Annotated in this window: 25 protein-coding genes; 15 read left to right on the forward strand and 10 right to left on the reverse strand. The window is 62.5% G+C overall.

Translation table 11 applies throughout. The features are described from left to right. Nucleotides 1-208: 208 nt before the first annotated feature. The gene (locus NKI47_RS16045; protein WP_352591475.1) at nt 209-1009 is read right to left on the reverse strand and encodes an IclR family transcriptional regulator; all 801 of its coding nucleotides are present in this window, start codon (nt 1007-1009) and stop codon (nt 209-211) included. A gap of 239 nt (nt 1010-1248) precedes the next feature. On the opposite strand from NKI47_RS16045, the gene NKI47_RS16050 reads away from it, so the two are divergent. From NKI47_RS16050 to NKI47_RS16065, 4 genes are read left to right on the forward strand one after another with little or no spacing between them, the layout of a single operon-like run. After that, nucleotides 1249-2301, forward strand: a complete 1053-nt coding sequence (locus NKI47_RS16050; RefSeq protein ID WP_352470927.1) for an ABC transporter substrate-binding protein — start codon at nt 1249-1251, stop codon at nt 2299-2301. Between the two features lie 18 nt (nt 2302-2319). Continuing rightward, the gene (locus tag NKI47_RS16055) at nt 2320-3828 is read left to right on the forward strand and encodes a sugar ABC transporter ATP-binding protein (protein ID WP_352591478.1); all 1509 of its coding nucleotides are present in this window, start codon (nt 2320-2322) and stop codon (nt 3826-3828) included. Continuing rightward, entirely contained in the window at nt 3825-4790 is a 966-nt protein-coding gene (locus NKI47_RS16060) for an ABC transporter permease (protein WP_352591481.1), read from the forward strand. Before NKI47_RS16055 ends, NKI47_RS16060 begins: the two co-directional genes overlap by 4 nt. Beyond that, the gene (locus NKI47_RS16065; protein ID WP_352449116.1) at nt 4787-5758 is read left to right on the forward strand and encodes an ABC transporter permease; all 972 of its coding nucleotides are present in this window, start codon (nt 4787-4789) and stop codon (nt 5756-5758) included. The genes NKI47_RS16060 and NKI47_RS16065 overlap by 4 nt, the downstream gene beginning before the upstream one ends. Here NKI47_RS16065 and NKI47_RS16070 read toward each other — a convergent pair. Beyond that, entirely contained in the window at nt 5732-6673 is a 942-nt protein-coding gene (locus NKI47_RS16070; protein ID WP_352591485.1) for an amidohydrolase family protein, read from the reverse strand. The genes NKI47_RS16065 and NKI47_RS16070 overlap by 27 nt on opposite strands. A gap of 77 nt (nt 6674-6750) precedes the next feature. On the opposite strand from NKI47_RS16070, the gene NKI47_RS16075 reads away from it, so the two are divergent. The 6 genes from NKI47_RS16075 to NKI47_RS16100 all read left to right on the forward strand — a co-directional run bounded on the left by NKI47_RS16075 (nt 6751) and on the right by NKI47_RS16100 (nt 12543). After that, nucleotides 6751-8070 (forward strand): alanine racemase, encoded by a 1320-nt coding sequence (locus NKI47_RS16075; protein ID WP_352591488.1) that lies wholly within the window; start codon nt 6751-6753, stop codon nt 8068-8070. 49 nt (nt 8071-8119) lie between these two features. Continuing rightward, a complete protein-coding gene (locus tag NKI47_RS16080) occupies nt 8120-8464 on the forward strand; it encodes a RidA family protein (protein WP_352591491.1) in 345 nt (114 codons plus the stop codon). Between the two features lie 9 nt (nt 8465-8473). Continuing rightward, complete coding sequence (locus NKI47_RS16085; protein WP_352576835.1) at nt 8474-9481, forward strand: succinylglutamate desuccinylase/aspartoacylase family protein; 1008 nt, start codon at nt 8474-8476, stop codon at nt 9479-9481. Between the two features lie 55 nt (nt 9482-9536). Further along, entirely contained in the window at nt 9537-10715 is a 1179-nt protein-coding gene (locus NKI47_RS16090; RefSeq protein WP_352591494.1) for a hypothetical protein, read from the forward strand. A gap of 368 nt (nt 10716-11083) precedes the next feature. Next, the gene (locus NKI47_RS35130) at nt 11084-11236 is read left to right on the forward strand and encodes a helix-turn-helix domain-containing protein (protein ID WP_502896956.1); all 153 of its coding nucleotides are present in this window, start codon (nt 11084-11086) and stop codon (nt 11234-11236) included. Further along, the gene (locus NKI47_RS16100; RefSeq protein WP_352591498.1) at nt 11236-12543 is read left to right on the forward strand and encodes a type II toxin-antitoxin system HipA family toxin; all 1308 of its coding nucleotides are present in this window, start codon (nt 11236-11238) and stop codon (nt 12541-12543) included. Before NKI47_RS35130 ends, NKI47_RS16100 begins: the two co-directional genes overlap by 1 nt. A 287-nt stretch (nt 12544-12830) precedes the next feature. Here the strand turns inward: NKI47_RS16100 and NKI47_RS16105 are convergent, their stop codons facing one another. Continuing rightward, nucleotides 12831-13274, reverse strand: coding sequence for a MarR family winged helix-turn-helix transcriptional regulator (locus tag NKI47_RS16105; protein WP_352591501.1), 444 nt, complete (start codon nt 13272-13274; stop codon nt 12831-12833). A 97-nt stretch (nt 13275-13371) separates the two neighbouring features. On the opposite strand from NKI47_RS16105, the gene NKI47_RS16110 reads away from it, so the two are divergent. Continuing rightward, nucleotides 13372-14973, forward strand: coding sequence for an FAD-dependent monooxygenase (locus NKI47_RS16110; RefSeq protein ID WP_352591504.1), 1602 nt, complete (start codon nt 13372-13374; stop codon nt 14971-14973). Between the two features lie 232 nt (nt 14974-15205). Here NKI47_RS16110 and NKI47_RS16115 read toward each other — a convergent pair whose 3' ends face one another. Beyond that, nucleotides 15206-15679 carry a phosphatidylglycerophosphatase A family protein gene (locus NKI47_RS16115; RefSeq protein WP_352591507.1) on the reverse strand — a complete coding sequence of 158 codons (474 nt, stop codon included), beginning with the start codon at nt 15677-15679 and terminating at the stop codon, nt 15206-15208. 273 nt (nt 15680-15952) lie between these two features. Here NKI47_RS16115 and NKI47_RS16120 point away from each other — a divergent pair, with 273 nt between their 5' ends. After that, the gene (locus NKI47_RS16120; RefSeq protein ID WP_352591510.1) at nt 15953-16579 is read left to right on the forward strand and encodes a CDP-alcohol phosphatidyltransferase family protein; all 627 of its coding nucleotides are present in this window, start codon (nt 15953-15955) and stop codon (nt 16577-16579) included. 59 nt (nt 16580-16638) lie between these two features. On the opposite strand, the gene NKI47_RS16125 is transcribed toward NKI47_RS16120, so the two are convergent. The 6 genes from NKI47_RS16125 to NKI47_RS16150 form a co-directional block, all read right to left on the reverse strand. Continuing rightward, complete coding sequence (locus tag NKI47_RS16125; protein WP_352591513.1) at nt 16639-17658, reverse strand: LLM class flavin-dependent oxidoreductase; 1020 nt, start codon at nt 17656-17658, stop codon at nt 16639-16641. A 154-nt stretch (nt 17659-17812) separates the two neighbouring features. Then, entirely contained in the window at nt 17813-18019 is a 207-nt protein-coding gene (locus tag NKI47_RS16130) for a hypothetical protein (protein WP_352591516.1), read from the reverse strand. An 18-nt stretch (nt 18020-18037) separates the two neighbouring features. Beyond that, complete coding sequence (locus NKI47_RS16135; protein ID WP_352591519.1) at nt 18038-19180, reverse strand: DegT/DnrJ/EryC1/StrS family aminotransferase; 1143 nt, start codon at nt 19178-19180, stop codon at nt 18038-18040. 253 nt (nt 19181-19433) lie between these two features. Continuing rightward, on the reverse strand, nt 19434-20357 hold the full coding sequence (locus NKI47_RS16140) for a carbohydrate kinase family protein (protein ID WP_352591522.1): 924 nt from the start codon (nt 20355-20357) through the stop codon (nt 19434-19436). Next, nucleotides 20354-20800, reverse strand: coding sequence for an RbsD/FucU family protein (locus NKI47_RS16145; protein ID WP_352591525.1), 447 nt, complete (start codon nt 20798-20800; stop codon nt 20354-20356). The genes NKI47_RS16140 and NKI47_RS16145 overlap by 4 nt, the downstream gene beginning before the upstream one ends. A 2-nt stretch (nt 20801-20802) precedes the next feature. Further along, the gene (locus NKI47_RS16150; protein WP_352591528.1) at nt 20803-22032 is read right to left on the reverse strand and encodes an ROK family transcriptional regulator; all 1230 of its coding nucleotides are present in this window, start codon (nt 22030-22032) and stop codon (nt 20803-20805) included. 267 nt (nt 22033-22299) lie between these two features. Between NKI47_RS16150 and NKI47_RS16155 the strand changes: the two genes are divergently transcribed. From NKI47_RS16155 to NKI47_RS16165, 3 genes are all read left to right on the forward strand, one after another. Then, nucleotides 22300-23277, forward strand: a complete 978-nt coding sequence (locus tag NKI47_RS16155; protein WP_502896960.1) for a sugar ABC transporter substrate-binding protein — start codon at nt 22300-22302, stop codon at nt 23275-23277. A 154-nt stretch (nt 23278-23431) separates the two neighbouring features. Next, on the forward strand, nt 23432-24493 hold the full coding sequence (locus NKI47_RS16160) for an ABC transporter permease (protein ID WP_292653631.1): 1062 nt from the start codon (nt 23432-23434) through the stop codon (nt 24491-24493). Between the two features lie 2 nt (nt 24494-24495). Further along, on the forward strand, nt 24496-25278 hold the full coding sequence (locus NKI47_RS16165) for an ATP-binding cassette domain-containing protein (protein ID WP_352470952.1): 783 nt from the start codon (nt 24496-24498) through the stop codon (nt 25276-25278). The last annotated feature ends 113 nt before the right edge of the window (nt 25279-25391 follow it).

The raw sequence follows: 25391 nt of genomic DNA on the forward strand, positions 1-25391 counted from the left end.
TCTGGACCTCGCATCCGTCGCGACCTCGCCCGACTGAAGATACTCATTAGGAGGTCAATGTTGTCGGGCGACCCGTACTAAATTAGAAGATCTGGTAGCAGGAGCGCGCTGCCGCCTTTGCCATACTCACCGGAGTACCAGTTCCGGCTTCGCTGCTGCGGCTGAACGAACGGAGCCTAATCCCGGATCTTCGCGTGCCGATTTTTTACTAGCTTCCCGCCAACGACAACCCACGGGCGCGCTCGCATAGCAGGGCAAGCAATTCGCTGCGCCGCGCTTCCGGTGTGTCGACGGGCAACACGAAGCAAAGCGTCTTGTTGATGGCCCCGTTGCCGTCGCGGATGGGCGCGGCCATGCACCACGTGAAGCGGTCGGCCAGAGCAGCCGTCTCGCTGAAACCTTGCTGGCGCGCCAGAGCGACATCGCCGAAGAACTCGGCTGGCGCAATGACGCGGCCGTCGGGAAGCGTGTAGTCGCCAGGCGGAATGAAGTCCCGTATTTCCTGTTCGCTCATATGGCCGAGCAGCAGCCTTCCGGACGCCGTCCACGGTATCGGCACCTCGACTCCGACATCGCTTGAAATCCGGAACGGGCCAGGCGAGTCCCGGCAATCAAGGACGACATATTTGGTCCCGCGCAGGCCGCACAGTTGGACGGTCTCGCCCGTCTCCGCGCCTAGTCTGTCCAGGGTTTCGATGATGCGCCGGTAATGGGCATTATGATGTGAGTAGGCCCAGCCGAACAGATGCATCGCCTTTCCGAAATAGACATAGCCTTCCGTTCCGACGTTCTCGAGCATTTCGGCTTCCAGCAGGCTGTTGACGATTTCATAAGTGGTTGAACGCGGCGCGCCGATCATCTTGGCGATGTCGCCGACGCGCATCGGCGCGCGGTGCCGCAGAAGGGCCTCGAGTAGCATGATGACGCGGTCGATCCCGCGACGCCGTTCGCCATTGCGCGGCTCGGCGCCGGCTTCCGTTTCAATTAGACCAGTGACGCCATCGCTCATGTAGGCCGCACCCGCGCAAAAATCATTCGGCCCTCGTCTCAAGACGCTTGAAAGATGTCAAGGCTCAGTCTAGCATCCCATTTGTCCGATATATAGGCCTGTTGTCTGAAATATCGGACAATAACGAGCCAAGCGCAGTAAGTCCTGACGAGAAAAACGGGCGGTTTCCGATGCGGCAACCGGCGGGTTTTCTCGTCCCGACCCCGCACGTCCAAGCATAACTTCAGAAGGGAACAATCATGACGAAATCATCGTTTTTCGCATCCGCCAGTGCCCTTTGCCTCGGCCTTCTCCTCAGCCTCGGCGCCGGTTCGCAAGCCAACGCCGCCGCTAAATGCATCAAGGGCGATCGCAAAGCACCATATACGATCGGCTGGGCCAATATCTATTCAGTGCCGACCTGGATGAAGCAGACACAGGGCACGATAGAAGCCGAAGTCGAGACTTTGAAGAAGCAAGGCTTGGTCGACAAGCTCGTCGTGACCGATGCCCAGGGCGACGCCAACGTCCAGATTCAGCAGATCCAGTCGATGATCGATTCCGATGTCGATGCCATCATCCTGATCGCTGGTTCGTCGACCGCGCCGGCGCGCGTGCTGGCGGACGCCTGCGCCAAGGGCATCGCCATCATCAACTTCGACAGCCTCGTCGATACCGACCAGGTGACCGCCAAGGTCAACACCGATTCCTCACAGTGGGGCGATCAGGCGGCCAAGTTCTTGATCGACGCCATCGGCGGCAAGGGCAAGATCCTCATCCTCAATGGCCCAGCCGGCGTTTCGGTCAGCGACGACCGGCGCAAAGGCGCCGATGCCGAGCTTAAGGCCCATCCCGATGTGAAGGTGCTTGCCGAGACGAACACGCCCTACAATGTCGCGCCCGCCCAGGAGGCCGTCACCAGCCTGCTTTTCGCCAACCCCGAAATCGATGGCATCCTGTCGCTGGGCGGCGCGTTGTCGGCGGGCGCCGTGCTCGCGCTCGACAAGCAGGGCCGCGACCAGGTGCCGATCACCGGCGAGAATGCGCGCCAGTTCCTCGAACTGTGGAAGGAAAAGGGCCTGAAGAGCTGGGCGACGATGCAGCCGAACTGGCTCGGCGCCTTCGCCACCTACACCGCCGTCCAGGCACTGGAAGGCGAGGATGTGCCGGCTTTCGTCAAGATCCCGTTGCCGGTGATCGACAATTCCAACATCGACGAATACCTCGCCCGGGCGAAGGATTTCCCGGCTGACGGGTATATCTATTCGCCGTATGATGAGGATCTATTTAAGAAGCTGCTGGCCCAGAAATAAGCCTGAAGGGTTGTAGCATTGACAACCACGGCTCCGCTTCTCGCCGCGCGGGGGGTGTCGAAGTCCTTCTTCGGCAACCCCGTTCTGCGCAACGTTTCCATCGCTCTCCAGCCGGGCCGCGTGCATGCGCTGCTGGGCGAGAACGGCGCAGGTAAGTCGACACTGATCAACCTTTTGTCCGGCGCCTTGCGCCCGGACGGCGGGGCGATCGAGGTCGATGGGCGCCCGGTCTCGCGCATGACCCCCGCTAATGCGCGACAGGCCGGGATCGCTGTTGTCCAGCAGGAACTGAGCCTGACGGCCAGCTTGTCCATTGCCGAAAACATCGGGCTCGGTGCCTATCCCAAACGGTTCGGCTTGATCGACTACAACGAGCTTGCCGTCCGGGCCAAAGCCGCATGCGATCTTGTCGGGCTTTACGAACCGCTGTCTACGCCGGTGGGGCACCTGTCCCTCGGCCGCCGGCAGATGGTGGAGATCGCCAAGGCGCTTTACCGCCGGCCGCGCGTGCTCATTCTCGACGAACCCACCTCATCGCTATCGGCAACTGAGACAAAAATCCTCACCGACCTGCTGGAGAGGCTTCGGGGCGAGGGCATCGCTATTCTCTACATCTCACACCGACTGAACGAGGTGATGACGCTGTGCCAGCATGTCACCGTGCTCAAGGACGGGACCTGCACGGCGGACTGCTCGCTGGAAGGAACCGATGCCGCCGGGCTGGTACGGCTGATGGTCGGCCGCGACCCCGGCGATCTCTTTCCACGATGGCGGCCTTCGCCATCGCCGGCCGACGCCATCTCGGTTCGTAAATTTTCGGCCGGCCTGATGCGCGACGTCGATCTCGACATCAGGACGGGCGAGGTGCTTGGCATTGGCGGCCTGGTCGGGCAGGGGCAGGAAGATCTGCTGCTTGGCCTCTACGGCGCGATCCCCGCCAGGACGGTATCCGCGACGGTTAACGGTGTTTCGGGTTTGCCCCGCGGCGTGCCGAACGCCAATGCGCTCGGCCTCGCTTATGTCCCGGCTGACCGCAAGCGCGAAGGCTTGCACCTGATCCATCCCATCATCACCAATATGATGCTGCCCGCCTTCGCAAGGCTGCCGGCGCTGAAGCTGCGCAGCCGGCGTGCCGAGCGCGATATGGCAAAGGGTCTCGCCGCCCAGCTTGCCATCAAGGGCGACCTCGACCGCCCGGCGCAGGCACTCTCAGGTGGCAACCAGCAGAAGGTCGCGCTGGCGAAATGGATGCCACACGAGCCGCTTGTACTTCTCCTCAACGACCCGACGCGCGGCGTCGATGTCGAGACCAAGCGTGAGATCTACATGATGCTTCGCAAACTCGCCGCCGCCGGCAAGGCGATCGTGCTGCTCAGTTCCGACACACCCGAACTGGTGCACCTTTGCGACCGCGTCGGCGTGGTCCGCGAAGGCCGCATCGTGGCCATGCTCGAGCGCGAGGCACTGAGCGAGGAAGCCATCGTTTCCGCCGCAATGGGTGCCGAACAGCAGAAAGTTGCGGCATGAGCGCGGTTGCATCCTCAAGCCAAGCCGGCGCGCTCTACTGGCCGGTTCAGCTGCGCCGCAATGTCGGCGTGCGCAGCCTGTTCGCTGTGGTCCTGGCGTTCGTCATTGCCTACGGTTCCCTGTTTCCCGGCCTCTTGACAGCGTCCGGTTTCGCCAAATTCACCCAGAGCTGGTTTCCGCTGGCGCTGGTCGCCATGGCCCAGGCGATCCTCATGCTCACCGGCGGCATAAGCCTGGCCATCGGTGCCATGGTCAGCCTGGGCGCGGTGATCGCTGCGACGACGATGACTGGGCCGCTGGGCGTAGCCGGGGGTGCCGCTGCGGTGGCGCTGACCGGTCTCGGCATCGGTGCCGCGATCGGGTTCATCGTCGTGAAACTTCGGTTGCCGGCAATCGTGGTGACGCTCGCTGGCTCCTTCATTATCGGCGGCGCTGCCCTGCTCATCCTGCCGAGGCCGGGCGGCGCCATACCCGAGTGGCTGTCGGACCTGCTTGCCGGCAACACGCCGGCGGCATTCGTGCTGCTGGTACTCATCGTGCTTTTGTGGAAACTCTATCTCGCCACGCCGCTTGGTTTGAGCATCTATGCTGCAGGCGAAAATCCCGTCGGCGCCTACCGCTCCAGCGTGCCGGTCGACGGTGCCCGGATCGCCGCCTACGCGATTAGCGGACTGCTTTGCACAGGCGCCGGCCTGTTCATCGCCGCGCAAACGGGTTCGGGCGATCCAGTCATCGGCACGGCGTTCACGCTGAATTCCATTGCCGCCGCAGTGCTCGGCGGCATCGGTTTCCTCGGCGGCCAGGGTACCATGCGCGGCGCTCTTGCGGGCAGCCTGCTGCTCAGCCTGATGATCAGTGTCATGTTCTTCCTCGGCTTCACGCCGGTCGCCCAATATGTCGCCCAGGGCCTCATCATCATCGGGGCGGTCGCCATCCCGCAATTCCGCAAGGTGCAGCAATGACAGCACGGAAAGACAGCGTGAGCGGCAGGCGCGCCGTGACGATTCTGCGCAGCCGGCCCTTCCTTACGATCGCTATAGTTGCGGCGGTATGGATCGCGGCGAGCTTCGCTTCACCTGGCTTCGGCGCTTATGGGCATTTGCGCTATTTGGTTGAATTGGGCGCGGTGATCGGCCTGGTCGCGGCGGGCCAAACTTTCGTGGTGATTGCCGGCGGCATCGACCTTTCCGTCGCGGCGATCGTCACGGTTAGCGCTGTCAGCCTGCCGCTGCTTTCGTGGCAGGCGGATCCGACAGGGCTCACCGCCGTTCTTGCAGTTCTCACGTTGACGAGCGCAATCGGTCTGGTGAACGGGCTGGGCGTGGCGCTGTTGCGCGTTCATCCAATGATCATGACACTGGCGATGGCGACATTCCTGCAAGGTCTGCTGATCATCATCGCCGGCGGCAGTGCCGTGACCGCCGAGAACCCGCTGGTCCGCTGGCTCGGCAATGCGCGGCCGGTCGGTATTCCGGCAGGCGTGCTTTTGTGGGTGGTCATTTCAGTGATCGTTCTGACCACGATGCATGCGACATCCCTTGGCGCCCGGATATTCGCGATGGGCGCCAATCCGCTCGCCGCGGCGCTGTCCGGGGTTCCCGTCGCCTCGACCACGCTGGCGGTCTACGGCATCAGCGGCTTCTGTGCGGGACTTGCCGGTGTGTTGGTCCTCGGCATGAACGGACAAGGCTATGTCGGTATCGGCGATCCTTATCTGCTCGCCTCGATTGCCGCCGTGGTGCTTGGCGGCACCTCGATCCTCGGCGGGCTCGGCACCTATGCCGGCACCATCCCCGGCGCCATCCTGCTGGTTACGATCACGGCGCTGATCACCGTGGTCAACGCATCGCCCGGCTGGCGCAGTATCCTGTTCGGGTCGCTGATCCTGGGGCTGCTGCTTCTCTCAGGCAGAGAGCAGGCCCGCCGATGACATATCCTCCAGCCGATAAATGCGCCGTGCATTGCCGTAGAACAGTGCCGTCTGCTCGTCCGCGGAAAGCTCTCCTGCAATGGCCTTGAAGCTGTCATACACCGCATCGAACGATGCATGCAGGCCGGCGACTGGAAAGTCGCTGCCGAACATCGCGCGCCGCGTACCGAAACAGTCGATGCAATGCATGACAACCGACCTTAGGCTGTCGAGCGTCCAATCATGATCGTAGGCGACCAGATCCGATATCTTGATAGCGACGTTCTCGCGCTCCGACAAAAGCCGCAGCCCTTCGCGCCACACCCGCATCCCGTCCGCATCGCGATCGACCGGGCTGCCGCAATGGTTGAGAACAAAGAGCTGGTCCGGAAAGGCCGCTGCGAGGCGCGCCGCGCCGGTGAGCTGGCGCGGAAACACCATCAGGTCGAAAACCAGCCGGCGGCGCCCAAGCAGGGACAGGCCGGCACGCCAGGCCGGATCGTCCATGATGCCGTCGCGGGCGGCAAAACGACGGGCGGGATTCGGATCCCAGCTCAATATGTCGCGTACGCCGACGACACGGTCGAATGCCGCCTGCGCCTGGACCAGCGCCGGCGCTTGGCGGTTCGCCAGAGGTACGTGAACGACGTAACGGGCGGCCACGCCGCGCGACTTGTCGAGGGTTTCAAGCCACCGCGTTTCACCGACGCAGTCATCCCCGGCCCAACCGGCTTCAACATGGACGGTGGCGACGACACTGTGCTGGCCGGCGTCGCGCAAATAATCTTCAGGAAGGTAGTTTCGCCGCAAGGGGCCAAGCTCGCCCAGACCGCCGCGTTCGCCAGCCGTGGGCGTGAGCCAGGGATGGCGGCCGAGGCCGAGATCCCAAAGGTGATGGTGGGCATCGATGATCGGTCCGCAGTAACGCTTTGGCACGTATCTCTCTCATGGTGTGGCCGGCATCGGAAATCGATCCGGACTTCATCCTGCGAAAGCGAAAGGACTAGCATCGGATGACCGAAAACTCACCCGTACTGTCGCTCGCGACCCGTGAAAATTTCCTGCTCGACGATCGTATCCGCGGCGTGCCGCCTGGCACCATCGGGCTGGACAGCAGCTTTGTCGCATCTGAGCGCTGGCATCCAGCGCATGGACGTATGTCGTTGCCGGTGTTGACCCTCGACGAGGAGGCCTTCATCGCCAATCGTGACCTGTTCCTGGGGTATGCGCGAGAACAGGGCGCCGTGATCGCCCCGCATGCCAAGACCCCGATGGCGCCTGACCTTGCCCGGTCGCTGATCGAGGCCGGAGCATGGGGCACGACCGTCGCCGACATAAGGCAGGCCACAGTGATGCTCAGAGCCGGGCTCTCTCGGCTGATCATCGCCAATGAGGTCGGCGGACCAGGTGGTGCGAACCGACTTGCTGTCCTTGTCGGCGCCTGGCCAAGCGCCGAGTTCTACGTTTTTGCCGACTCTTTCGACGCAGTGAATGCGCTTGCTGAAGCTTGGCGCGCCAATGCGACGCTGCCGCCATTGCGCGTGCTCGTCGAACTTGGTGTGGGGAGGGCAGGCGCCCGGACCACCGGCGAAGCCGAGGCGATCGCCGACGCGGTTGTAGCAGCCGGAGGGCGGCTGCTGATCGCCGGCGTCGCAGCCTACGAAGGTGCCGCGGCGCAAGCCGATCCTGGCCGCACCGATGAGGCGATATCCGCCCTGTTGGCAATAACAGCCGATATGTTCCTGCGGCTCCGCGCCCGCGTCGGCGGCGACACCCCGCTGATCGTCACCGCCGGCGGCTCGGTGTACTTCGACAAGGTGGTCGCAGCGCTTTCGCCCCTCGTCTCCAGGGACGGCAATGCCACGTTGGTGCTGCGCAGCGGCGCCATCTTCTTTCACGACCATGGCGTCTACGACAGGTCGCTCGGCGCACTCGATGCCCGCGACGGTTTTGCGATCGGCGGCGTCAGTGCTTCCGCACGAAATTCCTTCCAACCGGCTTTGCGCCTGTGGGCCGAGGTACTGTCGCGGCCGGAGCCCAGCCTTGCTATCTGCGGTATGGGCATGCGCGACGTGTCGTTCGACCAGGGCTTTCCGAAGGTCGTGACCATCTTTCGTGCCGGCAAGCAGCTGCCGAAAGCGCGTGCCGAGGTCTTCAAGCTCAACGACCAGCACGCCTTCCTTACAATTGCGTCGGGCGACGATATTGCCGTTGGTGACGTCGTTGAATTCGGCATCTCGCACCCCTGCACCTGTCTCGATCGCTATCGCGTGATTTTCGGCGCCGACGCGGACGGGTATGTCCGCCACGCCTTTCCCACCTATTTCGGCTGACCAGATATCGCGGCCACTTCCAAAAAAGAGAACCTCGAAAGGATCTGATATGATCAAGTACTTCCAGTCCGGCTCCCGCATGTCCCAGGCGGTCGTCTATGGCGGCCTCGTGCACATCGCAGGCCAGGTGGCAGACGACCGCAAGGCCGGCATCGAGGGTCAGACGCGCGACGTACTCTCCAAGGTCGAGGCGCTCCTCGTCGAGGCCGGCAGCAGCAAGTCGAGGCTAGTGGCGATCAACATCTTCCTGCCGCAGATCGCCGACTTCGATGCCATGAACAGCATCTACGATGCCTGGGTGGATCCTGCGCGCCTGCCGGCGCGCGCCTGTGTCGAGGCGCGTCTCGCCGATCCCGACCTCCGCATAGAGGTCACTGCGATCGCAGCTGTCTGAGCCGCCGCCATGCACACCGGCCTCAGCCATACGCTCGACTTCGACCGGGACGGCAAGACACTCGGCCATCTCAGCATTCCGTTTTCGATCGACCGTTCGCCCTATTTCCAGGTCAAGGTCCCGATCTGCCTTGTCCGCAACGGCGAGGGCCCGTCGGTGCTTCTGATGGCCGGCAATCACGGCGACGAATACGAAGGCGAGCTGTCGCTCGCAAAGCTGGTGCGCCGGCTCGATCCCAAGCGGATCAAGGGTCGCGTCACCATCCTGCCGATGGCGAACGTGCCGGCGGTGATCGCCGCAAAGCGCTGCTCGCCACTCGACGGCGGCAATCTCAACCGCGCCTTTCCGGGCGACCCGTCAGGCACGCCAACAAGCCGGCTTGCCAATTTCCTGGAGATGGAACTGTTTCCCCGCCACGACGTCATCTTCGACATTCATTCTGGCGGCACCTCGATGGAGCATCTGCCGACCGCGCTTGTCGAGCACAATACCGATCCCGACCGGCACCGGCGCGGTGTAGAGCTAATGCGGACGCTCAGCATGCCATATGGGTTCGTGGCCGACAACGGCCAGGCCTCACCGACCTCCATGGGTGCGGCGCGCCGGGCCGGCGCCATCGGCGTCAGCGGAGAGTTCGGCGGCGGTGGCACGGTCACGGTCGATACGATGGAGATTACAGCCCGCGCACTCGACGCCCTGATGGCCGCCTTGGGAGTGGTTGAGGCGCCGGTTCTTGCACCCGCAACCGGGCCTTCGGCGCCGACGCGGCTTCTTTCGTTGTCTCGGCACAGTCAGGGCCTTTATGCCACAAGCCGTGGTTGGTTCGAGCCGGCAGTCAGGCTGGGCGACAGCGTGACTTCAGGCCAACTGGCGGGCTGGTACCACGACCTCGAACGGCTCGACCTCGCCGAGCAAGCCCTGCACTTTGTCGAAAGCGGCATTGTGCTTTCGCGGCGGCTGCACACGATGTGCGAGGCGGGAGACTGCCTCATGCAGGTCGCCGAGCCGGTCGACTGATAAGAAGCCCTCCCGACCATACGCCAATATCGGGATCAAGACTGAGGATAACCGGATGCAACTGTCCATGTGGACCTATCCTTGGGATGTCCAGGATCTGGGCTTGGAGACGGTCGAGCGCGATCTTGTCGAGCGTGCCGGGCTCAACATGATCAGTCTGGCGACTTCCTATCACGCTGGCCGGTTCCTGCAGCCGCGCAGCCCGCGCCGGAAAGCCTATTTTCCGGAAGACGGAACCATCTATTTTAAGCCAGATGCGGCACACTGGGCCGACCTTGCCATCCAGCCCAAGGTGGCGGACGTGATCATGGAAGGCGGCGATGTGCTTGGCGACCTTGTGCGCCGGCGCGAGGTGGGCGGGCTCGGCGTTTCGTGCTGGACGGTCTGCTTGCACAACACCCGGCTCGGCATGCTTCATCCGCAGGCCGTAACCCGCAACGCCTTCGGCGATGCCAACTACTACAATCTCTGCCCATCACATCCGGAAGCACGCGCTTATGTCCGCGCGCTGATCGCCGATATCTCGCACAGCTACAGGCCGGACCGGATCGAGCTTGAAAGCCCGTCCTTCATGGGCTTCGCCCACGAATACCATCATGAGAAAGATGGTGTCGGGCTGACGCCGGAAGACGATTTTCTGTTGTCGATCTGTTTCTGTCCGTCTTGCCTTGCGCGCGCGGCCGAGGCCGGCGTCGACGGCGAAGTAGCGCGCAAGCTCGTCGGGCAATGGATCGTCGAGACCTGCGAGCGCGCCGTGCCCGAACGGCGCTTTCCAGACTTTCCGGGGAGCGGCCCCGACACTTTTTTGCCATGGCCGGAACTCCATGGCTACCTGCTGTGGCGGTTCGAACCGGTGACCAGCCTGGTCGCCGAACTGCGCGAGGTGGCCAATCCGGCGACCCGCGTTGTCATCATCGATTTGAAAGACGGTTGGCTTGGCGGCTGCGATCTCGCGGCGCTCGGCAAGGTCTGTGACGGGGCAATCCTGTGTGCCTACGACATGCAGCCAGGCGATGTCGCCAGCCTGATGGCGGCCGGACGCGCAGCCCTTGGCGTGGAAAAGTTCCTCGGCGCCGGCTACCGGCTGTTCTATCCGGAAATGGCAGGCCCCGACATCCTCACCGCCAAGGTGAAAGCTGCGATGGCGCCGGATGTCGACGGCATCAATTTTTACAATTATGGCCTTGTCCCTGCCGCACGACTCGATTGGGTGAGTGCCGCAACATCCGTTTGAAAAACCGATCCGTTGCCGCAGTCTGCTAGGACTGACCTCACTTTGCCTTGGAGCTTTATGAGCATGCCGACTATTCGCTTCGGTCACATTGGCCGGCGGCGGCCGGACAAGCTGAAAGCATGGCCATGACGGTCCATGCGGATCGAAGATCATACGCCCGACCATATTTGCTGCATATACGCTTCCGAGTATACAGAGTTTGATACGGAAGAGCGTATATTGAAATTTATCTGCGCGAGCGTATAATACCATGGCCAGAGAGGTACGCTGTGGACCAAATCGCCCGAACACCCAAGCAGATTGGAGATGCCGTCCGCCGGCAGCGTCGCAAGCTCCGCCTGAACCAGACCAATGTCGGGGACCAAACGATGCTGCGTCAGGCGACCATCTCGGCCGTCGAGAGTGGCGCGCCTGGGACCCAGCTCGGAACGCTTTGCGACATTCTCGCAGCGCTCGACCTCGAATTCGTCGTCCGCCCTCGGACCAAGGCAAAGCCGGCCGAGATCGAGGACATCTTCTGATGGCTCGTCCGCGGCGGCACATCCCGCTAAATATCTTCTTGAACAGCCGTCTCGTCGGGCGGCTGAATAGACAATCCAGCGGCGCGATCGATTTTCAGTACGATCCGTCTTGGCTTGCTTGGGAGCACGCGCTGCCCGTCTCGCTATCACTGCCTCTGCGTGAAGATCGTTATATCGGTGCGCCCGTCATCGCCGTCTTCGACAATCTCCTGCCCGACAACATCCCCATTCGCCGCCGTATGGCGGAGCGTGTTCATGCTCAAGGAATAGACGCCTACGACCTGCTTGCCGCTGTCGGACGCGATTGTGTCGGCGCATTGCAATTCCTGCCGGATGGTGTCGAGCCAGGCCCCGCTGGTATTGTCAACGGCAAACCCGTTGACGATACCGAGATTGCCCATCTTCTCCGCGATCTGGCATCGGCTCCCCTTGGGCTTGGCGAGGACGAGGACTTCCGGATCTCGATCGCTGGCGCTCAGGAAAAGACTGCGCTCTTGTTCTGGAAAGGACGTTGGTACAAGCCGCTGGCGACGACTGCCACGACGCACATCCTCAAACCACAGATTGGACGGTTGCCAAATGGCATCGACCTTTCCTTCAGTGTCGAGAACGAATTTTTCTGCCTCAAGCTGACAACCGCCCTAGGGCTCCCGAGCGCCGTCGTCGCAATCGAAGAGTTCGAAGGCAATCGCGTGCTCGCGGTCGAGCGGTTCGATCGCCGATGGACCAGTGACAATCGTCTCCTGCGTTTGCCCCAGGAAGACTGCTGCCAGGCCCTTTCTGTGCCGCCGTCACTGAAATACGAATCCGACGGCGGGCCTGGCGTTCCGGCTATCCTCAATTTGATGAAGGGAAGCGACCAACCGGAGGTAGATCAAGCTGCGGTTTTAAAAGCCGTGGTTGCCTTTTGGCTTCTCGGCGCCACAGATGGGCACGCCAAGAATTTTAGCGTCTTTCTTTCTCCCGGCGGCCGGTTCCGCATAACGCCGCTCTATGATGTGATTTCAGCGCAGCCCAGCCTTGATGCGGGACAGATCAAGCACAACAAAATGAAACTGGCGATGGCCATTGGTGACACACGCCACTACCTCGTCGACAGCGTCATGCCACGCCATTTTATCCAGACCGCCGCCAAAGCAGGGATCGGTCCGAAACCCGTCAAGGCGATCTTTGATGAGCTGCGCCAACAGGCGCTAGCGGCGGTCGAACTGGTTTCTGCATCGCTCCCAAAGGATTTTCCTGCGGAAGTCGCTGATGCCATCGGCAATGGGGTCAGGGCTCGTGTACGCAGACTGGAAGAGGCGTGATGCTGAAAGTCGAGACGCAACCAGACTGATGTCGCCATTGCGACAACGTTCAAATGGTCTTCTTCAGCAGCAGCAGCATCCCGGCGGCCACGGCCGCCGCTGCGTCGTCCAGCATGATGCCGAACCCACCCCTTACCTTCTCATGCGCGATAGGATGGGCCAAGGTTGACCACGTCAAAAAAACCGGAAAGCAAGGAACCTGCCGATTACCAGAGCGGCTCGAGCGGCAGCATGGAAAGTGTGACGCGGCGCTACCCGATCCTAGCCAGTGCCTTTCTGGGATAGGATCAACTCACGGATTTGCCAGCCTGTAACTTTCTTACGAGGCCGATCAACTGATCCAGATCAGCGCGTGGAAGCGCAAGTATCTCGGGCGGGGGCTTGTGATATTCCCTTGTCAATTCCTCAATGGTTGCAGCACCCTTGGCCGTAAGCTTGACAAGTTTGACACGGCGATCGCTTGGCGACGGAACACGTGCGGCGAGCCCCGCCTGCTCAAGCCGGTCGACCAGCCAGGTCGCCGTCGATGGATCGCACTGCCATTGAGCAGCCAATGCGCCGATCGGCTTGCCCGCGTCTTTGTCGAGGGTGAAGAGGGCGCGGGAGTCGTTGGGCGTCAGGCCCAATTTCCGCTGGATCTCCAACCGGTCCGGCGCGGACCGGATCAGGAAATCAAACATCAGGCGCCATGCCTCGGTGGCGTGCTGCAAGCGATCTTGGCTCGGTCTCATTCCACGCTCCTTCGAGTCTTGACACATACTTGGACCAATCATATGATTTGATCAATCAAAATGTTTTTGTGGTCAAAGCAATGAGAGGAGATCCGAGATGACCAATACCACGGTTCTCGTCGTCGGAGGCGGCCTGAACGGTCTGACGGCGGCCGCCCTATTGGCTCACAACGACATTGCGTGTGTCCTCGTCGAGCGTCATCCCGACACGTCAATCCAGTACAAGTTTGCCGGCATCTCCCCGCGCAGCATGGAGATTTTCCGAAGCCTCGGCCTCGAGGAGGAGATTCGTACAAATCGGACGGGGGACCAGCAGGCAGGCGCTATTGCGCGCGCCAGGAATCTCGCCGATCCGGAGATTCAATGGGGCGGACCGGCGTGGCCGGATGCAAGTGCCCTCAGCCCCACGCAACCGGCGACGTGTGATCAGCACGTCCTGGAACCGATTCTGCGCCGCTACGCCGAGCGGAACGGTGCAGACGTGCGTTTTAGCACGGAGCTGGTGACTTTCGATGAGGACGAGACCGTCGTCCGCGCGGAAATTCGCGATATCGCGACTTACGCAAAGGAGGTCATCTCGGCCGACTATCTGATCGTCGCGGACGGTGCGAACGGTTCCCTGCGAGAGAGGCTGGAGATCAGCCGCAGCGGGGCAGGCGGCCTTCAGAACTGGATGAATGTAGTCTTTGACATGGACATGCCTCCGACGATAGGCGGCAAGCGCTTCACGTCGTGCTTCGTGACGGACCTCAACGGGACCTTCACGCCCAGGGAGGGTGGACGATGGCTTCTGGCGCTCCAGTACTTTCCCGAAAAGGGCGAGAAACCACAGGATTTTGATGAAGCCAAGTGCAGGGAACTGATCATACGAGGTGCGGGCCGGTCGGACATCACGACGAGGCTTGTCGATGCGCGCTCCTGGGAAGTGGCCGCCCTCACAGCGCGCCAATTCCGCCGAGGCCGCGCGTTTCTTGTGGGGGATGCCGCACATGTGATGCCCCCAACAGGCGCTTTCGGTGGCAATTCAGGTATCCACGACGCCCATAACCTTGCCTGGAAGCTTGCGATGGTAGCACGCGGGCATGCCGATCCCTCGTTGCTGGATAGCTATGACATGGAGCGCCGGCCGGTCATCGAGGCTACGTTAGCGCAAGCGCTCGCCCGCCTACAGAAATGGTTCGACGATCCGTCGAAGCGGTTGCCTCCTCCTGTTGCGATCGTCGAGGATTACGACGTGGTATTTGGCCAACGCTACACTGCAGGCATCGTGGCTCGGGAATCCACACCGGACGATCACCCGTTCCAAAAATCCGTCGAGCTGTCGGGTCGCCCTGGCACGCGTTTACCGCATTTCGCGGTCGGGCGCGCCGGCCAGCGGATTTCGAGTCTCGATTTGTGCGATCGCGATCTTCTTCTCCTCTGCGCCGACGAAGCATGGTGTCAGGCCGCTGACGCCGTAAGCCAACGCCTCCGTATGCCGCTGACCTGCCACGCCTTGGGTGCCAATGGGGATCTGATTGACTTGGACCATCGGTGGCCTTCCGCGCTCGGGGTTGAAAGCGGCGGTGCCGCCTTGGTCAGGCCGGACGGCTTTGTCGCGTGGCGGTCAATGCACGGTGTGCCTGATCGCGTACAGGTGCTGATCGAAACACTTGATGGGTTTGGTTTCCGTACTCAGGCACACGAACACCATCGGTGAGCGGCGGCGAGTGCGGATGCCTCCTGCGTTCTGGCACGCCGATGTCGTCGCCGGGAATGCGGGCGATGCCAGGGCGCAGACGGCCAGCGCACGAAGCCCGGCCGCTACGACTCCCTTGCCGATCCCATCGCCTGGAATGGCCGCGATCCTGTGGCTTCGCATCGGTCCGGTCTTCCCTTGTGGCGCTAAACTCCGATGGACCACCGTGGCCTTGGCAGACCGAATGTCGCCGTTACCGCAAATGGTTAATCAAACCGTTCAGCAGGAGCAGCAACGCCCCAGCGGCGACAGCCGCGGCCGCGTCGTCCAGCATAATGCCGGCCCCACCCCTTACCTTGTCATGCATGATACGGATGGGCCAAGGCTTGAGGACGTCGAAAAACCGGAAAGCAAGGAAGCCTGCTGCCCACCAGAGTGGGTCGATCGGAAGCATGGAAAGTGTGGCGGCGGCGCCGAAGGTCTCATCGATGACGACGATCTGCGGATCCTCCGTCCCGGTACGGGAGATAACATGCGATGACGCCCATACGCCAACGGCGAACAGTGCCGCATAGGCAAGCACGGTCAGCCAAGGCGATGCAGGTATCAGAGCTGCAGCAACCGCCACTCCAACCATTGCGCCGACCGTGCCCGGCCATATTGGAGATAATCCCGCGCCAAGAGAGGTCGCGAGCAGGTAGGCAAACTTGGGTGAAAATTTATGCATCGAGTTTCGGCCGGCTTCCGACGGATGGCAAGCAATCATAGTCACATCGTTCGGGTGCGGCCGCCAGACCGCCGGCCGATTTGCTCCGTCAGCTTGGCGAGCGCCTTATTCCGCCGGCCGCATTCGTCGAAAGAAATCGCTGTTGCGGCGAGTTGAGAATGTTGCTGAGCCCGGTCTCGGCCCGCTTTGACCAATTGGAACGTTAGCGACGGTGGAACAAACCCGCAAATTGCTGGTAAAGCTCGGTGAAACGACATCATCAGAGGAGCCGCCATGATCGCCGGTCTCATGAAAAGTCGCATCGACCCGCTATGGGAGCAGGCCGCCTCTCCGCTGATCGGGATCGGCATGACGCCGAACCAGGTTACGGCTAGCGGGCTCGTGCTCGTCGCTTTGTCCTCGGCCGCCTATGTCTATCACCATTCAAGTCTTGCCTTTGGCCTTTGCCTGGCGTTTGCCTTCACCTTCGATGCGCTGGACGGTGCGGTAGCCCGCCGGACAAATATGAGCACCAAGGCCGGTGGCTATTTCGATGCCGTCGTCGACCGTTATCAGGAATTGGCCGTCTTTGCGGCAATCGGCTGGGTCGCCGATCTGTGGGCGATCGCAATGTTCGCGTTCGCCGGCGGGATCCTGACCAGTTACGCCAAGGCGCGGACGGCGCTGGAAATCCCTGTGGAAAACCACGGTTGGCCGGATTTCTTCGAGCGGATGGAACGACTGGTTTTCATTTGCGTGCTGCTCGCCACGGACGGAGTCGCGACCGCCATGGGCGCGGCTTCGCCCTGGATTCTGGCGGGTGGGTTCGCGCTGTACGCAGTGCTGGCCAACGCCACAGCGCTGCAACGGATCAGTCGCGCATTTGCGATGCTGAAACGAGCCGACGGGAAGCAGCCGTGAGACCGCTAGAACGCGAGCATCGTATCGACCGCCGTGGGTTTTTCCAACAAAGTCGCGCGTCAGCGCCAGCCCAAGCCAGGGGCGACATGGGTCAGGATCGCCTCGATGACATGGGCATTGTAGTCGACGCCGAGCTGGTTGGGGACGGTAAGCAGCAGCGTATCGGCCTCGGCGATGGCTTCGTCGCCCTTTAGCTGCTCGATCAGGACGTCCGGTTCGGCGGCATAGGAGCGGCCGAACACCGCGCGTCTGTCTGCCTCGATGTAACCGAAATGATCTCCGCTCTGGTTGCCGCCGAAATAGGCCCGGTCGCGATCGTCGACCAGCGCAAAAATGCTCCGGCTCACCGACACCCGCGGCTCGCGCGTGTGTCCGGCCGCCTTCCAGGCCTCACGAAAAGCCCTGATCTGTTCGGCCTGCTGGATGTGAAACGGCTTTCCGCCTTCGTCGAATTTGAGCGTGGAACTCTGCAGGTTCATCCCCAGCTTCGCCGCCCATTCGGCGGTGGCGTTTGTGGCGGCGCCCCACCAGATGCGCTCGCGCAGGCCCTCCGAGTGCGGCTCGACGCGAAGCAGGCCAGGCGGGTTGGGAAACATCGGCCGCGGGTTGGGCTGCGCAAAGCCTTTGCCCAGCAACACTTCGAGCAGCACTCCGGTGTGTCTGCGGGCCATGTCGGCATCGCTCTCGCCCTCTTGCGGGGCGTAGCCGAAGTAGCGCCATCCCTCGATCACCTGCTCCGGCGAGCCGCGGCTGATGCCCAGCTGCAGACGCCCTCCGGCGATTAGGTCGGCGGCGCCGGCGTCCTCGGCCATGTAGAGCGGGTTCTCATAGCGCATGTCGATCACCGCCGTGCCGATCTCGATTCGGCTGGTCTTCGCCCCAACCGCTGCCAGCAGCGGGAAGGGCGAGGCGAGCTGGCGCGCGAAGTGATGCACGCGGAAATACGCGCCGTCCGCACCCAATTCCTCGGCCGCGACGGCCAGCTCGACGGACTGCAAAAGCGCGTCGGCTGCCGTCCGCGTCTGCGATTGCGGCGAGGGCGTCCAATGCCCGAACGAGAGGAAACCAATCTTCTTCATGAAAATAGCCAGCCTAGAGGGAAAACAGGTGCAGACTATGCTTCGGCGCAGAGCAAAGCATCCCGAAATCGGAACCGACCGCCCCAGTTTGAGGTGAACGGTCCGTTGTTGATCAGCGATGCCGTCAATGGCGAGCCTGTTGCCGGCGCCGCATCTAGGAAGGTGCCGCGAACGCGAGCACTATCGCGATGAGGATCAACAGCGGCCCCATCCATTTAAAATGGGTTCCAAAGTTGGTCCACCATGCCTGCTGTTGGCCCGGGCGAGCTTGAGAGGGGTCCGAGAAAAATCCGAAGCCGACGCCAGCCATCCACAACCCGGCGCAGAACATGATGAACTCGTCGATGTATTCCGCGACCACGCTTCGAAACTTTCGAATTTATGCCGCCGCTACATGCGCCGAATTCGAGCCGATATAGTTACGGATTGTTTCGATGATCCGGTCCTGGTCAGCCTCGCTCAGATAGGGATGCATCGGCAGGCACAGGATGCGCTTCGGCAGCTCTTCCGAAACGGCAAGGCCGGTCGGCGTGCGCGGATAATCGCGATAGGCAATCTGGCTGTGCAGCGGTTTCACATAGTAGATGACCGACGGAATGCCCTTTTCACCGAGATGTGCCTTGAGCCCGTCGCGTTTCGGCGTTTCGATGGCGTATTGCGCCCAGGCCGAGCGGCCGCCGCCCAGATTGCGCGCTGCCTTGACGATATCGCCGAGACCTTCGGCATAGCGATTGGCGACCGCTTGCCGCACCACCATCTCGTCTTCGAGAATGGCCAGCTTCTCTATCAGGATCGCCGCCTGCAGCGTGTCGAGCCGTGAATTGATGCCGACGCGGACATTGTCGTATTGCGTTTCGCCCTTTCCGTGAAAGGCGAACGAGCGCAGCTGTTCGGCCAGCGCATCGTCATTGGTGAACATCGCACCGCCGTCGCCATAGCAGCCGAGCGGCTTTGCCGGATAGAAGCTGGTCGAGCCGACGGTGCCGAACGAGCCGCACATCTTGCCGTGAGCCGAGCCGCCGGTCGCCTGCGCCGCATCCTCGATGACCATCAGGCCTTCGCGATCGGCGATGGCCATGATCGCCTCGTAATCGGCGGCGAGGCCGAACAGGTCGACGGGAATGATTGCCTTCGGCCTCAGCCGGCCCTCCGCCTTGATCATGGCGATTGCCGCCTCGAGGCTGGCGATGTCGATATTGTAGCTGTCGGCATCGACATCGACGAACACCGGTTCGGCCTTGGTCAGCGCCACCACTTCGGCCGTGGCGGCGAAGGTGAAGCTCGGCACGAACACCGCGTCGCCCGGGCCGATGCCGGCGGCAAACAGCGGCAGCAGCAGCGCATCGGTGCCGTTGGCGCAAGCGACCACATGCTTGGTGCCGATATAGGCGGCGAGCTTGTTTTCGAGTTCGGTGACCTGAGGTCCGAGAATATAGCGGCCTTCGTCGACAACCCGGTCGATTGCGGCTTTCAGCCTGTCGCGGATGCGTTCGCGCTGCGCGCCAAGATCGATAAACTGCATGTCGGCCTCAAACGGTTTTAGCCAGATAACCGGCCGCTGGTAGCAGACTTGGCACGGCCGAGAAAGCCGCAGGGCAAAACCCTGAATTGCTCAAGTGTCGCAGCCTGTTACCTCTGATTTCCGATCTGCCCTCTTAAACGCGGGGAAATCCGGGCTTCGGCCGGCCTGATACGGGCTTCGCATCCCGCCCGCCAGGCTGGACGAAACATAAAGTGATCGCCGGTGAGCAGTCCATGGGCTGCGCACCAGCCGGTCAAGCGAGTTCATGCCGCCATGGCGGATTGGCGCCGGCCCGCGATACCGTCACCGCCGCGGCCTTGGCGCCGAGCGTCAGCGCCTTTTGGATGGCGCCTTCCGGCAAACTGGAGATTGCCGTCTTCGAGAGCAGACCCTGTTCGTGCAAGGAGGCAAGAATGCCGGCATTGAATGTGTCGCCGGCGCCGACCGTATCGACCACCTCGATCTTGTCCGGCACGACGGTGACCCGGTGCTGGCTGCTGTAACCGACCGCGCCCTCGCTGCCGTGGGTGACGACGATCAGCTTCGGACCGCGGTCCAGCCAGTTGCGGACTACGTCCTCATGCGAGCCGGCTTCGCCGAACCAGTTCAGATCCTCGTCCGACAGTTTCACGATGTCGGCCATCGCCATCATGTTGCGGATGCGCCTGAGGTGCTTGGCCTTGTCGGGAATGAAGTTTGGCCGGATGTTGGGGTCGAGCATCATCACGCGGCGCTCATGCTCGCGTCGCATGAACTCTTCATAGGCCGACCCGGCCGGCTCCGAGATCAGGCTGATGGCGCCGAACAGCATGGCCTCGATCTCGCTGCCGAGTTCCGGCAAGTCCTCGATGGTCAGCATGCGCCCGGCGGTGTTCTCGTCGTAGAAGGTGTAGGTCGCCTGGCCGTTGTTGAGCCGCACGAAGGCGAGAGTAGTCGGACGCGGCGAGGTGTGCGCATAGGTGGAACTGACCTTGCTGGCCCCCAGCGCCTCCCTGAACTGCCCGCCGAACAGATCGGACGACAGGCCGGAGAAGAAGCCGGCCGGCGCTCCGAGCCGGCCGAGCGCAATGGCCGAGTTGAAGACGGCACCGCCGACATAGGGCGCAAAGGCCGGCTCGCCCTCCGTCGTGGTGCGCGGCAGCATGTCGATCAGGGCTTCGCCGCAGCAGAGAATCATGAAGTTTTGCTTTCCGGCGGATAGATCACGCCCTTGCGAATGATGATGTTGGCATAAAGCCGCGGCTCGCTTGTCGCGACGATCGCATGCGCGGCCTTGACCCGTGCATAGAAGTCGGCGCCGGCAAGCGCAACCACCGTGCGGCCCGGCGCACGCCTGGCGCAGATCGCTTCCATCTCATGGTGAACCGGATCGGCTAGCAGGGGATCGCCTTTGGCCGAGGCGCGAAACAGCGCGTGCGGCACGGCGTCGTCGACCGGCAATACGCTCAATACCGCATCGAGCACGGGGACGAGATGATGACCGTCGGCGCGGATCAACCGTTGTGCCTGTTGCTCGGCCGGGTAGTTGCCGTCGACCAGCGCGATCTCGTCGCCATGGCCCATTGCGCGCAATATCGCCAGAAGCTCCGGGCCGAGCAGCGCCGGGATGCCGATCAGCATGCTCAGAAGCTCCGGGAAATCGTGGTCGAGCCGATGAGGAAGCGCTCCGATAGCGGCAGGCTGGCACCACCCAGCGCCCGCGCATGGATGCCGACCGTTCCCTCGCGAACGGTCGGAAGCCGCAGGCCTTCGCCGTCGATCCTGCCGATTGCCTGGATGACCGCATCAACAAGCCGCCTGCGCACGGCAAGCGGCATCCATCCGTCGATCACCGCGGCTTCGAAATCGATGACGGAGGACGCCGCAACAATGGCATAGGCGAGCGCCTGCGAGGCGCTTGCGATCCAGTCGTCGAGCTCGGCGCCGATCTCGCCCCAGTCCTGTGGCGAGGTCCACAGATGCGACGCCTCGACGCCACGCGCGTTGAGCGCCTTTTCCAGCGTGGCGATCGAGGCCACGTCGATCAATTGCGTCGGCTTGCCGTCCGGCCCGGGCACCGGCATCGAGCCCAGCGCGCCGGCATTGCCGGTTGGGCCGCCAAAAAGCCGGCCGTTCAGCACGATGCCGCCGCCGGCAAAGGCGCCGATGTAGAAATAGACGAAATCGCGCGCCGCACCCGCCGCCTGGCCAAACACGAGCTCCGCGCCGCAGGCCGAGGTGGCATCGTTCTGCAGATAGACTGGAAATTCGCATTGCGCCTGGATGTCGGCGCGAATATCGCGATGGCGCCATTCGTCCATTATTTCGAGCGGCGCGCCGGCGGTGTCGGCCCAGTTCCACAGTTCGAACGGCATGGCGATGCCAAGCCCGGCGATGCGTTTGTCCTGCGCCGGGGTGAGTTCGCCGCGCATCTTCTTCATGCCGCTCGTGACGAATTCCACCGTCTCGCGCGGCGCCGGATAGCGGTAGGAATGCTGCAGCATCGAGCGTACGTTGCCGAGGAAATCGATCAGCACCAGTTCGGCGCTGCGGCGGCCGATCTTCAGGCCGATGAAATAGGCGCCGTCGGGATTGAGCGCCATGGGTATGGAAGGCTGGCCGATCTTGCCGCGCAACGGCGCCTGGCGGACGAGCAGGTCGTCCTCCTCCAGCTCGCGCATTATGACCGAGACCGTCTGCGCCGAAAGGCCCGTCATGCGCGCAATGTCGGATTTGGCCAGGCTGCCGTGCTGACGCACCAGCGACAGCACCAGCCGCTCATTGTGGTCCCGCATGCCGCTTTGATTGGTGCCGCGGTGCAGACGGCTTTCGGCCGCATCGGGCGAGCCGTGCCTCGTAATGCCGGTCTCCACCCTGTTCCTCCCGTCGGTTCCCCTCAATGCTTTTGGTCTAGAGTGAGTGAACAATCCTGCGTTGTCAATAATAAATAAGAGTGATTTAATTATTGACAGTGCTGGCGGACTGGTGTCTCTTGCGATCGGCGTCGACACTGGGAGATTTCGTCGGACGCGCTGCAGATGCCGGTTGGCCGGCATCCTAAATGGTTCCATGGGAGGAAAATCGTGACCACGTCAAAACTGTTGAAATCCACCGTGTTTGCCGCGGCCGGACTGAGCCTGATGGCCTTTGCGTCGACGGCATCGGCCGCCGGGGTCGGCGCCTGCTTGATCACCAAGACCGACACCAATCCCTTCTTCGTCAAGATGAAGGAAGGTGCGACGGCCAAGGCCAAGGAGCTTGGCGTCGATCTCAAGACTTACGCGGGCAAGATCGACGGCGACAGCGAGAGCCAGGTGGCTGCAATCGAGAGCTGTATCGCCGACGGCGCCAAGGGTATCCTCATCACCGCGTCCGACACCAAGGGCATCGTGCCGACCGTGAAGAAAGCGCGGGACGCCGGGCTGTTGGTGATCGCGCTCGACACCCCGCTTGATCCGATCGATGCGGCTGACGCGACCTTCGCGACCGACAATCTGGAAGCCGGCAAGCTGATCGGCGCATGGGCCGCCGCGACGCTTGGCGACAAGGCCAAGGATGCCAAGATCGGCTTCCTCGACCTGACGCCGTCGCAGCCCACGGTGGATGTGCTGCGCGACCAGGGTTTCATGACGGGCTACGGCATAGACGTGAAGGACCCCAACAAGATCGGCGACGAGGACGATCCGCGCATCGTTGGCCACGACGTGACGAACGGCAATGAAGAGGGTGGTCGCAAGGCGATGGAGAACCTTCTGCAGAAGGATAACACCATCAACGTCATCCACACCATCAACGAGCCCGCAGCTGTCGGCGCCTACCAGGCGCTCAAGGCCGTCGGTCTCGAAAGCCAGGTGCTGATCGTCTCGGTCGACGGTGGCTGCCCCGGCGTGAAATCGGTGGCCGAAGGCGTGATCGGCGCTACCTCGCAGCAATATCCGCTCCAAATGGCGGCGCTCGGCATCGAGGCGATCGCCACTTTCGCCAAGGACGGGACGAAGCCGAAGCCGACCGAAGGCAAGAACTTCTTCGATACCGGCGTCAACCTAGTCACCGACAAGCCCGCCAACGGTGTGAAGTCCATCGACACCAAGGAAGGCCTCGCCAAGTGCTGGGGCTGAGCCTGGCCTGACCGGCAACAGATCGCGGTCGGCCGGGGCTTGATACCCGGCCGCTCCGGGTGGACGATGTGCCGATCTAAACGCAAATAGTGCCGGCGGCAGACCGGAAGGCGTGGATGGCGTCGGCGGTTGGCCGAAGCCCAGGGGAGGAAACATGGCTCAAGCACAAGAATTCGAAAAAGTTCTATCGAGCAGCGACACAAGCGTCGCCGCGTTCGACGAGCATAAATCGGCCGTCAAGCGTGCCCAGCATTTCCTGCATTCCACGCCGGCAGCGGTGCCGCTCATCGTGCTGGTTCTGGCGATCATTATTTTTGGCATCACCATCGGCGGGCGTTTTTTTTCATCCTATACGCTGACGCTGATCCTTCAGCAGATCGCGATTGTCGGCATTCTGGGCGCCGCGCAGACGCTGGTGATCCTGACCGCCGGCATCGACCTGTCGATTGGCGTGATCATGGTGATTTCGGCTGTGATCATGGGCAATTGCGCGGTCAGCTACGGTATGCCGGCCGTGCTCGCGGTGGCGATCGGGCTTCTCGCCGGTGGCGCATGCGGCCTGCTCAACGGTGTGCTGGTCGCCTACATGAAGCTGCCGCCCTTCATCGTGACGCTCGGCACCTGGAACATCGTCATGGCCACCAATTTCATCTATTCGGCCAATGAGACGATCCGCGACACCGACGTCGACGTCCAGGCGCCTCTGCTGCACCTGTTTGCCCTCAGCTTTAAGGTCGGCACGGCCGTGTTGACGCTTGGCGTCATTGCCATGGTCGTTCTCGTGTTGGTCCTCTGGTACGTGCTCAACCACACCGCGTGGGGCCGCCATGTCTACGCGGTCGGCGACGATCAGGAGGCTGCGAAACTGTCGGGCATCCAGACGAAGAAGGTGCTGATGACCGTCTATGCCCTTGCCGGGCTGATCGCCGCCTTCGCAGCCTGGGTCTCCATCGGCCGCAATGGCTCGATCTCTCCTTCCGCCGCGGTCACCGACTACAATCTTCAGGCCATCACCGCGACGGTGATCGGCGGTATTTCTCTGTTCGGCGGGCGCGGCTCGATCCTCGGCACGCTGTTCGGCGCCATGATCGTCGGCGTCGTCTCGATGGGCCTCAACATGCTGGGCGCCGACCCGCAGTGGAAGGTGCTGCTCACCGGAGTGCTGATCATCGGCGCCGTGGCGATCGATCAATGGATCAGAAAGGTTTCGGCATAGCCATGACCCAGGAACCCATCCTCATCGCGCGCGGTCTGGTCAAGCGCTATGGCCGCGTCACCGCCCTCGACAACGCCGATTTCGACCTCTATCCGGGCGAAATCCTTGCCGTCATTGGCGACAACGGCGCCGGCAAGTCGTCGCTTATCAAGGCGATTTCCGGCGCGGTCGTGCCCGACGAAGGTGAGATACGACTTGAAGGCAAGCCCGTTGCGTTCAAGTCGCCGATGGAGGCCCGGGAGGCCGGCATCGAGACGGTCTATCAGAACCTGGCTCTGTCGCCGGCGCTGTCTATCGCCGACAACATGTTCCTCGGCCGGGAGATCCGCAAGCCGGGGTTCCTCGGCGAATGGCTGCGCATGCTCGACCGCCCGGCGATGGAAAAGCGCGCCCGCGACAAGCTCACGGAGCTTGGCCTGATGACCATCCAGAACATCAGCCAGGCCGTGGAAACGCTTTCCGGCGGCCAGCGTCAGGGCGTGGCGGTGGCGCGCGCCGCCGCCTTTGGCAGCCGGGTGGTGATCATGGATGAGCCGACGGCCGCGCTCGGCGTCAAGGAGAGCCGCCGCGTCCTCGAACTGATCCTCGACGTGAAGAAGCGAGGCCTGCCGATCGTGCTGATTTCACACAACATGCCGCATGTTTTCGAGGTGGCGGACCGCATCCACATTCACCGGCTCGGCCGTCGCCTGTGCGTCATCGATCCGAAGCAGTATACGATGTCCGACGCGGTCGCCTTCATGACCGGCGCCAAGGTGCCGCCGGAAGCGGCGCTGGCGGCTTGAGCAAGAACTTGAGGCCCATCGCCGAGGGCCCAAACGCGCTGTTTCCAAATGCCAAATTGCCGCAGGGCAACCCGGCTTGCGATCACCCGAATCGATTGAACATCCGGTGGGAT

It is taken from the genome of Mesorhizobium sp. M0633, from assembly GCF_040320645.1.
GTDB lineage: Bacteria > Pseudomonadota > Alphaproteobacteria > Rhizobiales > Rhizobiaceae > Mesorhizobium.

Excerpts from the sequence above, each read along its gene's own strand:
- NKI47_RS16090 (WP_352591494.1), top strand. The coding sequence starts at position 9,537 with ATGCAACTGTCCATGTGGACCTATCCTTGGGATGTCCAGGATCTGGGC.
- NKI47_RS16045 (WP_352591475.1), bottom strand. The coding sequence starts at position 1,009 with ATGAGCGATGGCGTCACTGGTCTAATTGAAACGGAAGCCGGCGCCGAG.
- NKI47_RS16085 (WP_352576835.1), top strand. The coding sequence starts at position 8,474 with ATGCACACCGGCCTCAGCCATACGCTCGACTTCGACCGGGACGGCAAG.
- NKI47_RS16110 (WP_352591504.1), top strand. The coding sequence starts at position 13,372 with ATGACCAATACCACGGTTCTCGTCGTCGGAGGCGGCCTGAACGGTCTG.
- NKI47_RS16060 (WP_352591481.1), top strand. The coding sequence starts at position 3,825 with ATGAGCGCGGTTGCATCCTCAAGCCAAGCCGGCGCGCTCTACTGGCCG.
- NKI47_RS16120 (WP_352591510.1), top strand. The coding sequence starts at position 15,953 with ATGATCGCCGGTCTCATGAAAAGTCGCATCGACCCGCTATGGGAGCAG.
- NKI47_RS16125 (WP_352591513.1), bottom strand. The coding sequence starts at position 17,658 with ATGAAGAAGATTGGTTTCCTCTCGTTCGGGCATTGGACGCCCTCGCCG.
- NKI47_RS16160 (WP_292653631.1), top strand. The coding sequence starts at position 23,432 with ATGGCTCAAGCACAAGAATTCGAAAAAGTTCTATCGAGCAGCGACACA.
- NKI47_RS16080 (WP_352591491.1), top strand. The coding sequence starts at position 8,120 with ATGATCAAGTACTTCCAGTCCGGCTCCCGCATGTCCCAGGCGGTCGTC.
- NKI47_RS16065 (WP_352449116.1), top strand. The coding sequence starts at position 4,787 with ATGACAGCACGGAAAGACAGCGTGAGCGGCAGGCGCGCCGTGACGATT.
- NKI47_RS16165 (WP_352470952.1), top strand. The coding sequence starts at position 24,496 with ATGACCCAGGAACCCATCCTCATCGCGCGCGGTCTGGTCAAGCGCTAT.
- NKI47_RS16100 (WP_352591498.1), top strand. The coding sequence starts at position 11,236 with ATGGCTCGTCCGCGGCGGCACATCCCGCTAAATATCTTCTTGAACAGC.
- NKI47_RS16105 (WP_352591501.1), bottom strand. The coding sequence starts at position 13,274 with ATGAGACCGAGCCAAGATCGCTTGCAGCACGCCACCGAGGCATGGCGC.
- NKI47_RS16140 (WP_352591522.1), bottom strand. The coding sequence starts at position 20,357 with ATGATTCTCTGCTGCGGCGAAGCCCTGATCGACATGCTGCCGCGCACC.
- NKI47_RS16135 (WP_352591519.1), bottom strand. The coding sequence starts at position 19,180 with ATGCAGTTTATCGATCTTGGCGCGCAGCGCGAACGCATCCGCGACAGG.
- NKI47_RS16050 (WP_352470927.1), top strand. The coding sequence starts at position 1,249 with ATGACGAAATCATCGTTTTTCGCATCCGCCAGTGCCCTTTGCCTCGGC.
- NKI47_RS16145 (WP_352591525.1), bottom strand. The coding sequence starts at position 20,800 with ATGCTGATCGGCATCCCGGCGCTGCTCGGCCCGGAGCTTCTGGCGATA.
- NKI47_RS16155 (WP_502896960.1), top strand. The coding sequence starts at position 22,300 with ATGGCCTTTGCGTCGACGGCATCGGCCGCCGGGGTCGGCGCCTGCTTG.
- NKI47_RS16075 (WP_352591488.1), top strand. The coding sequence starts at position 6,751 with ATGACCGAAAACTCACCCGTACTGTCGCTCGCGACCCGTGAAAATTTC.
- NKI47_RS35130 (WP_502896956.1), top strand. The coding sequence starts at position 11,084 with ATGCTGCGTCAGGCGACCATCTCGGCCGTCGAGAGTGGCGCGCCTGGG.
- NKI47_RS16115 (WP_352591507.1), bottom strand. The coding sequence starts at position 15,679 with ATGCATAAATTTTCACCCAAGTTTGCCTACCTGCTCGCGACCTCTCTT.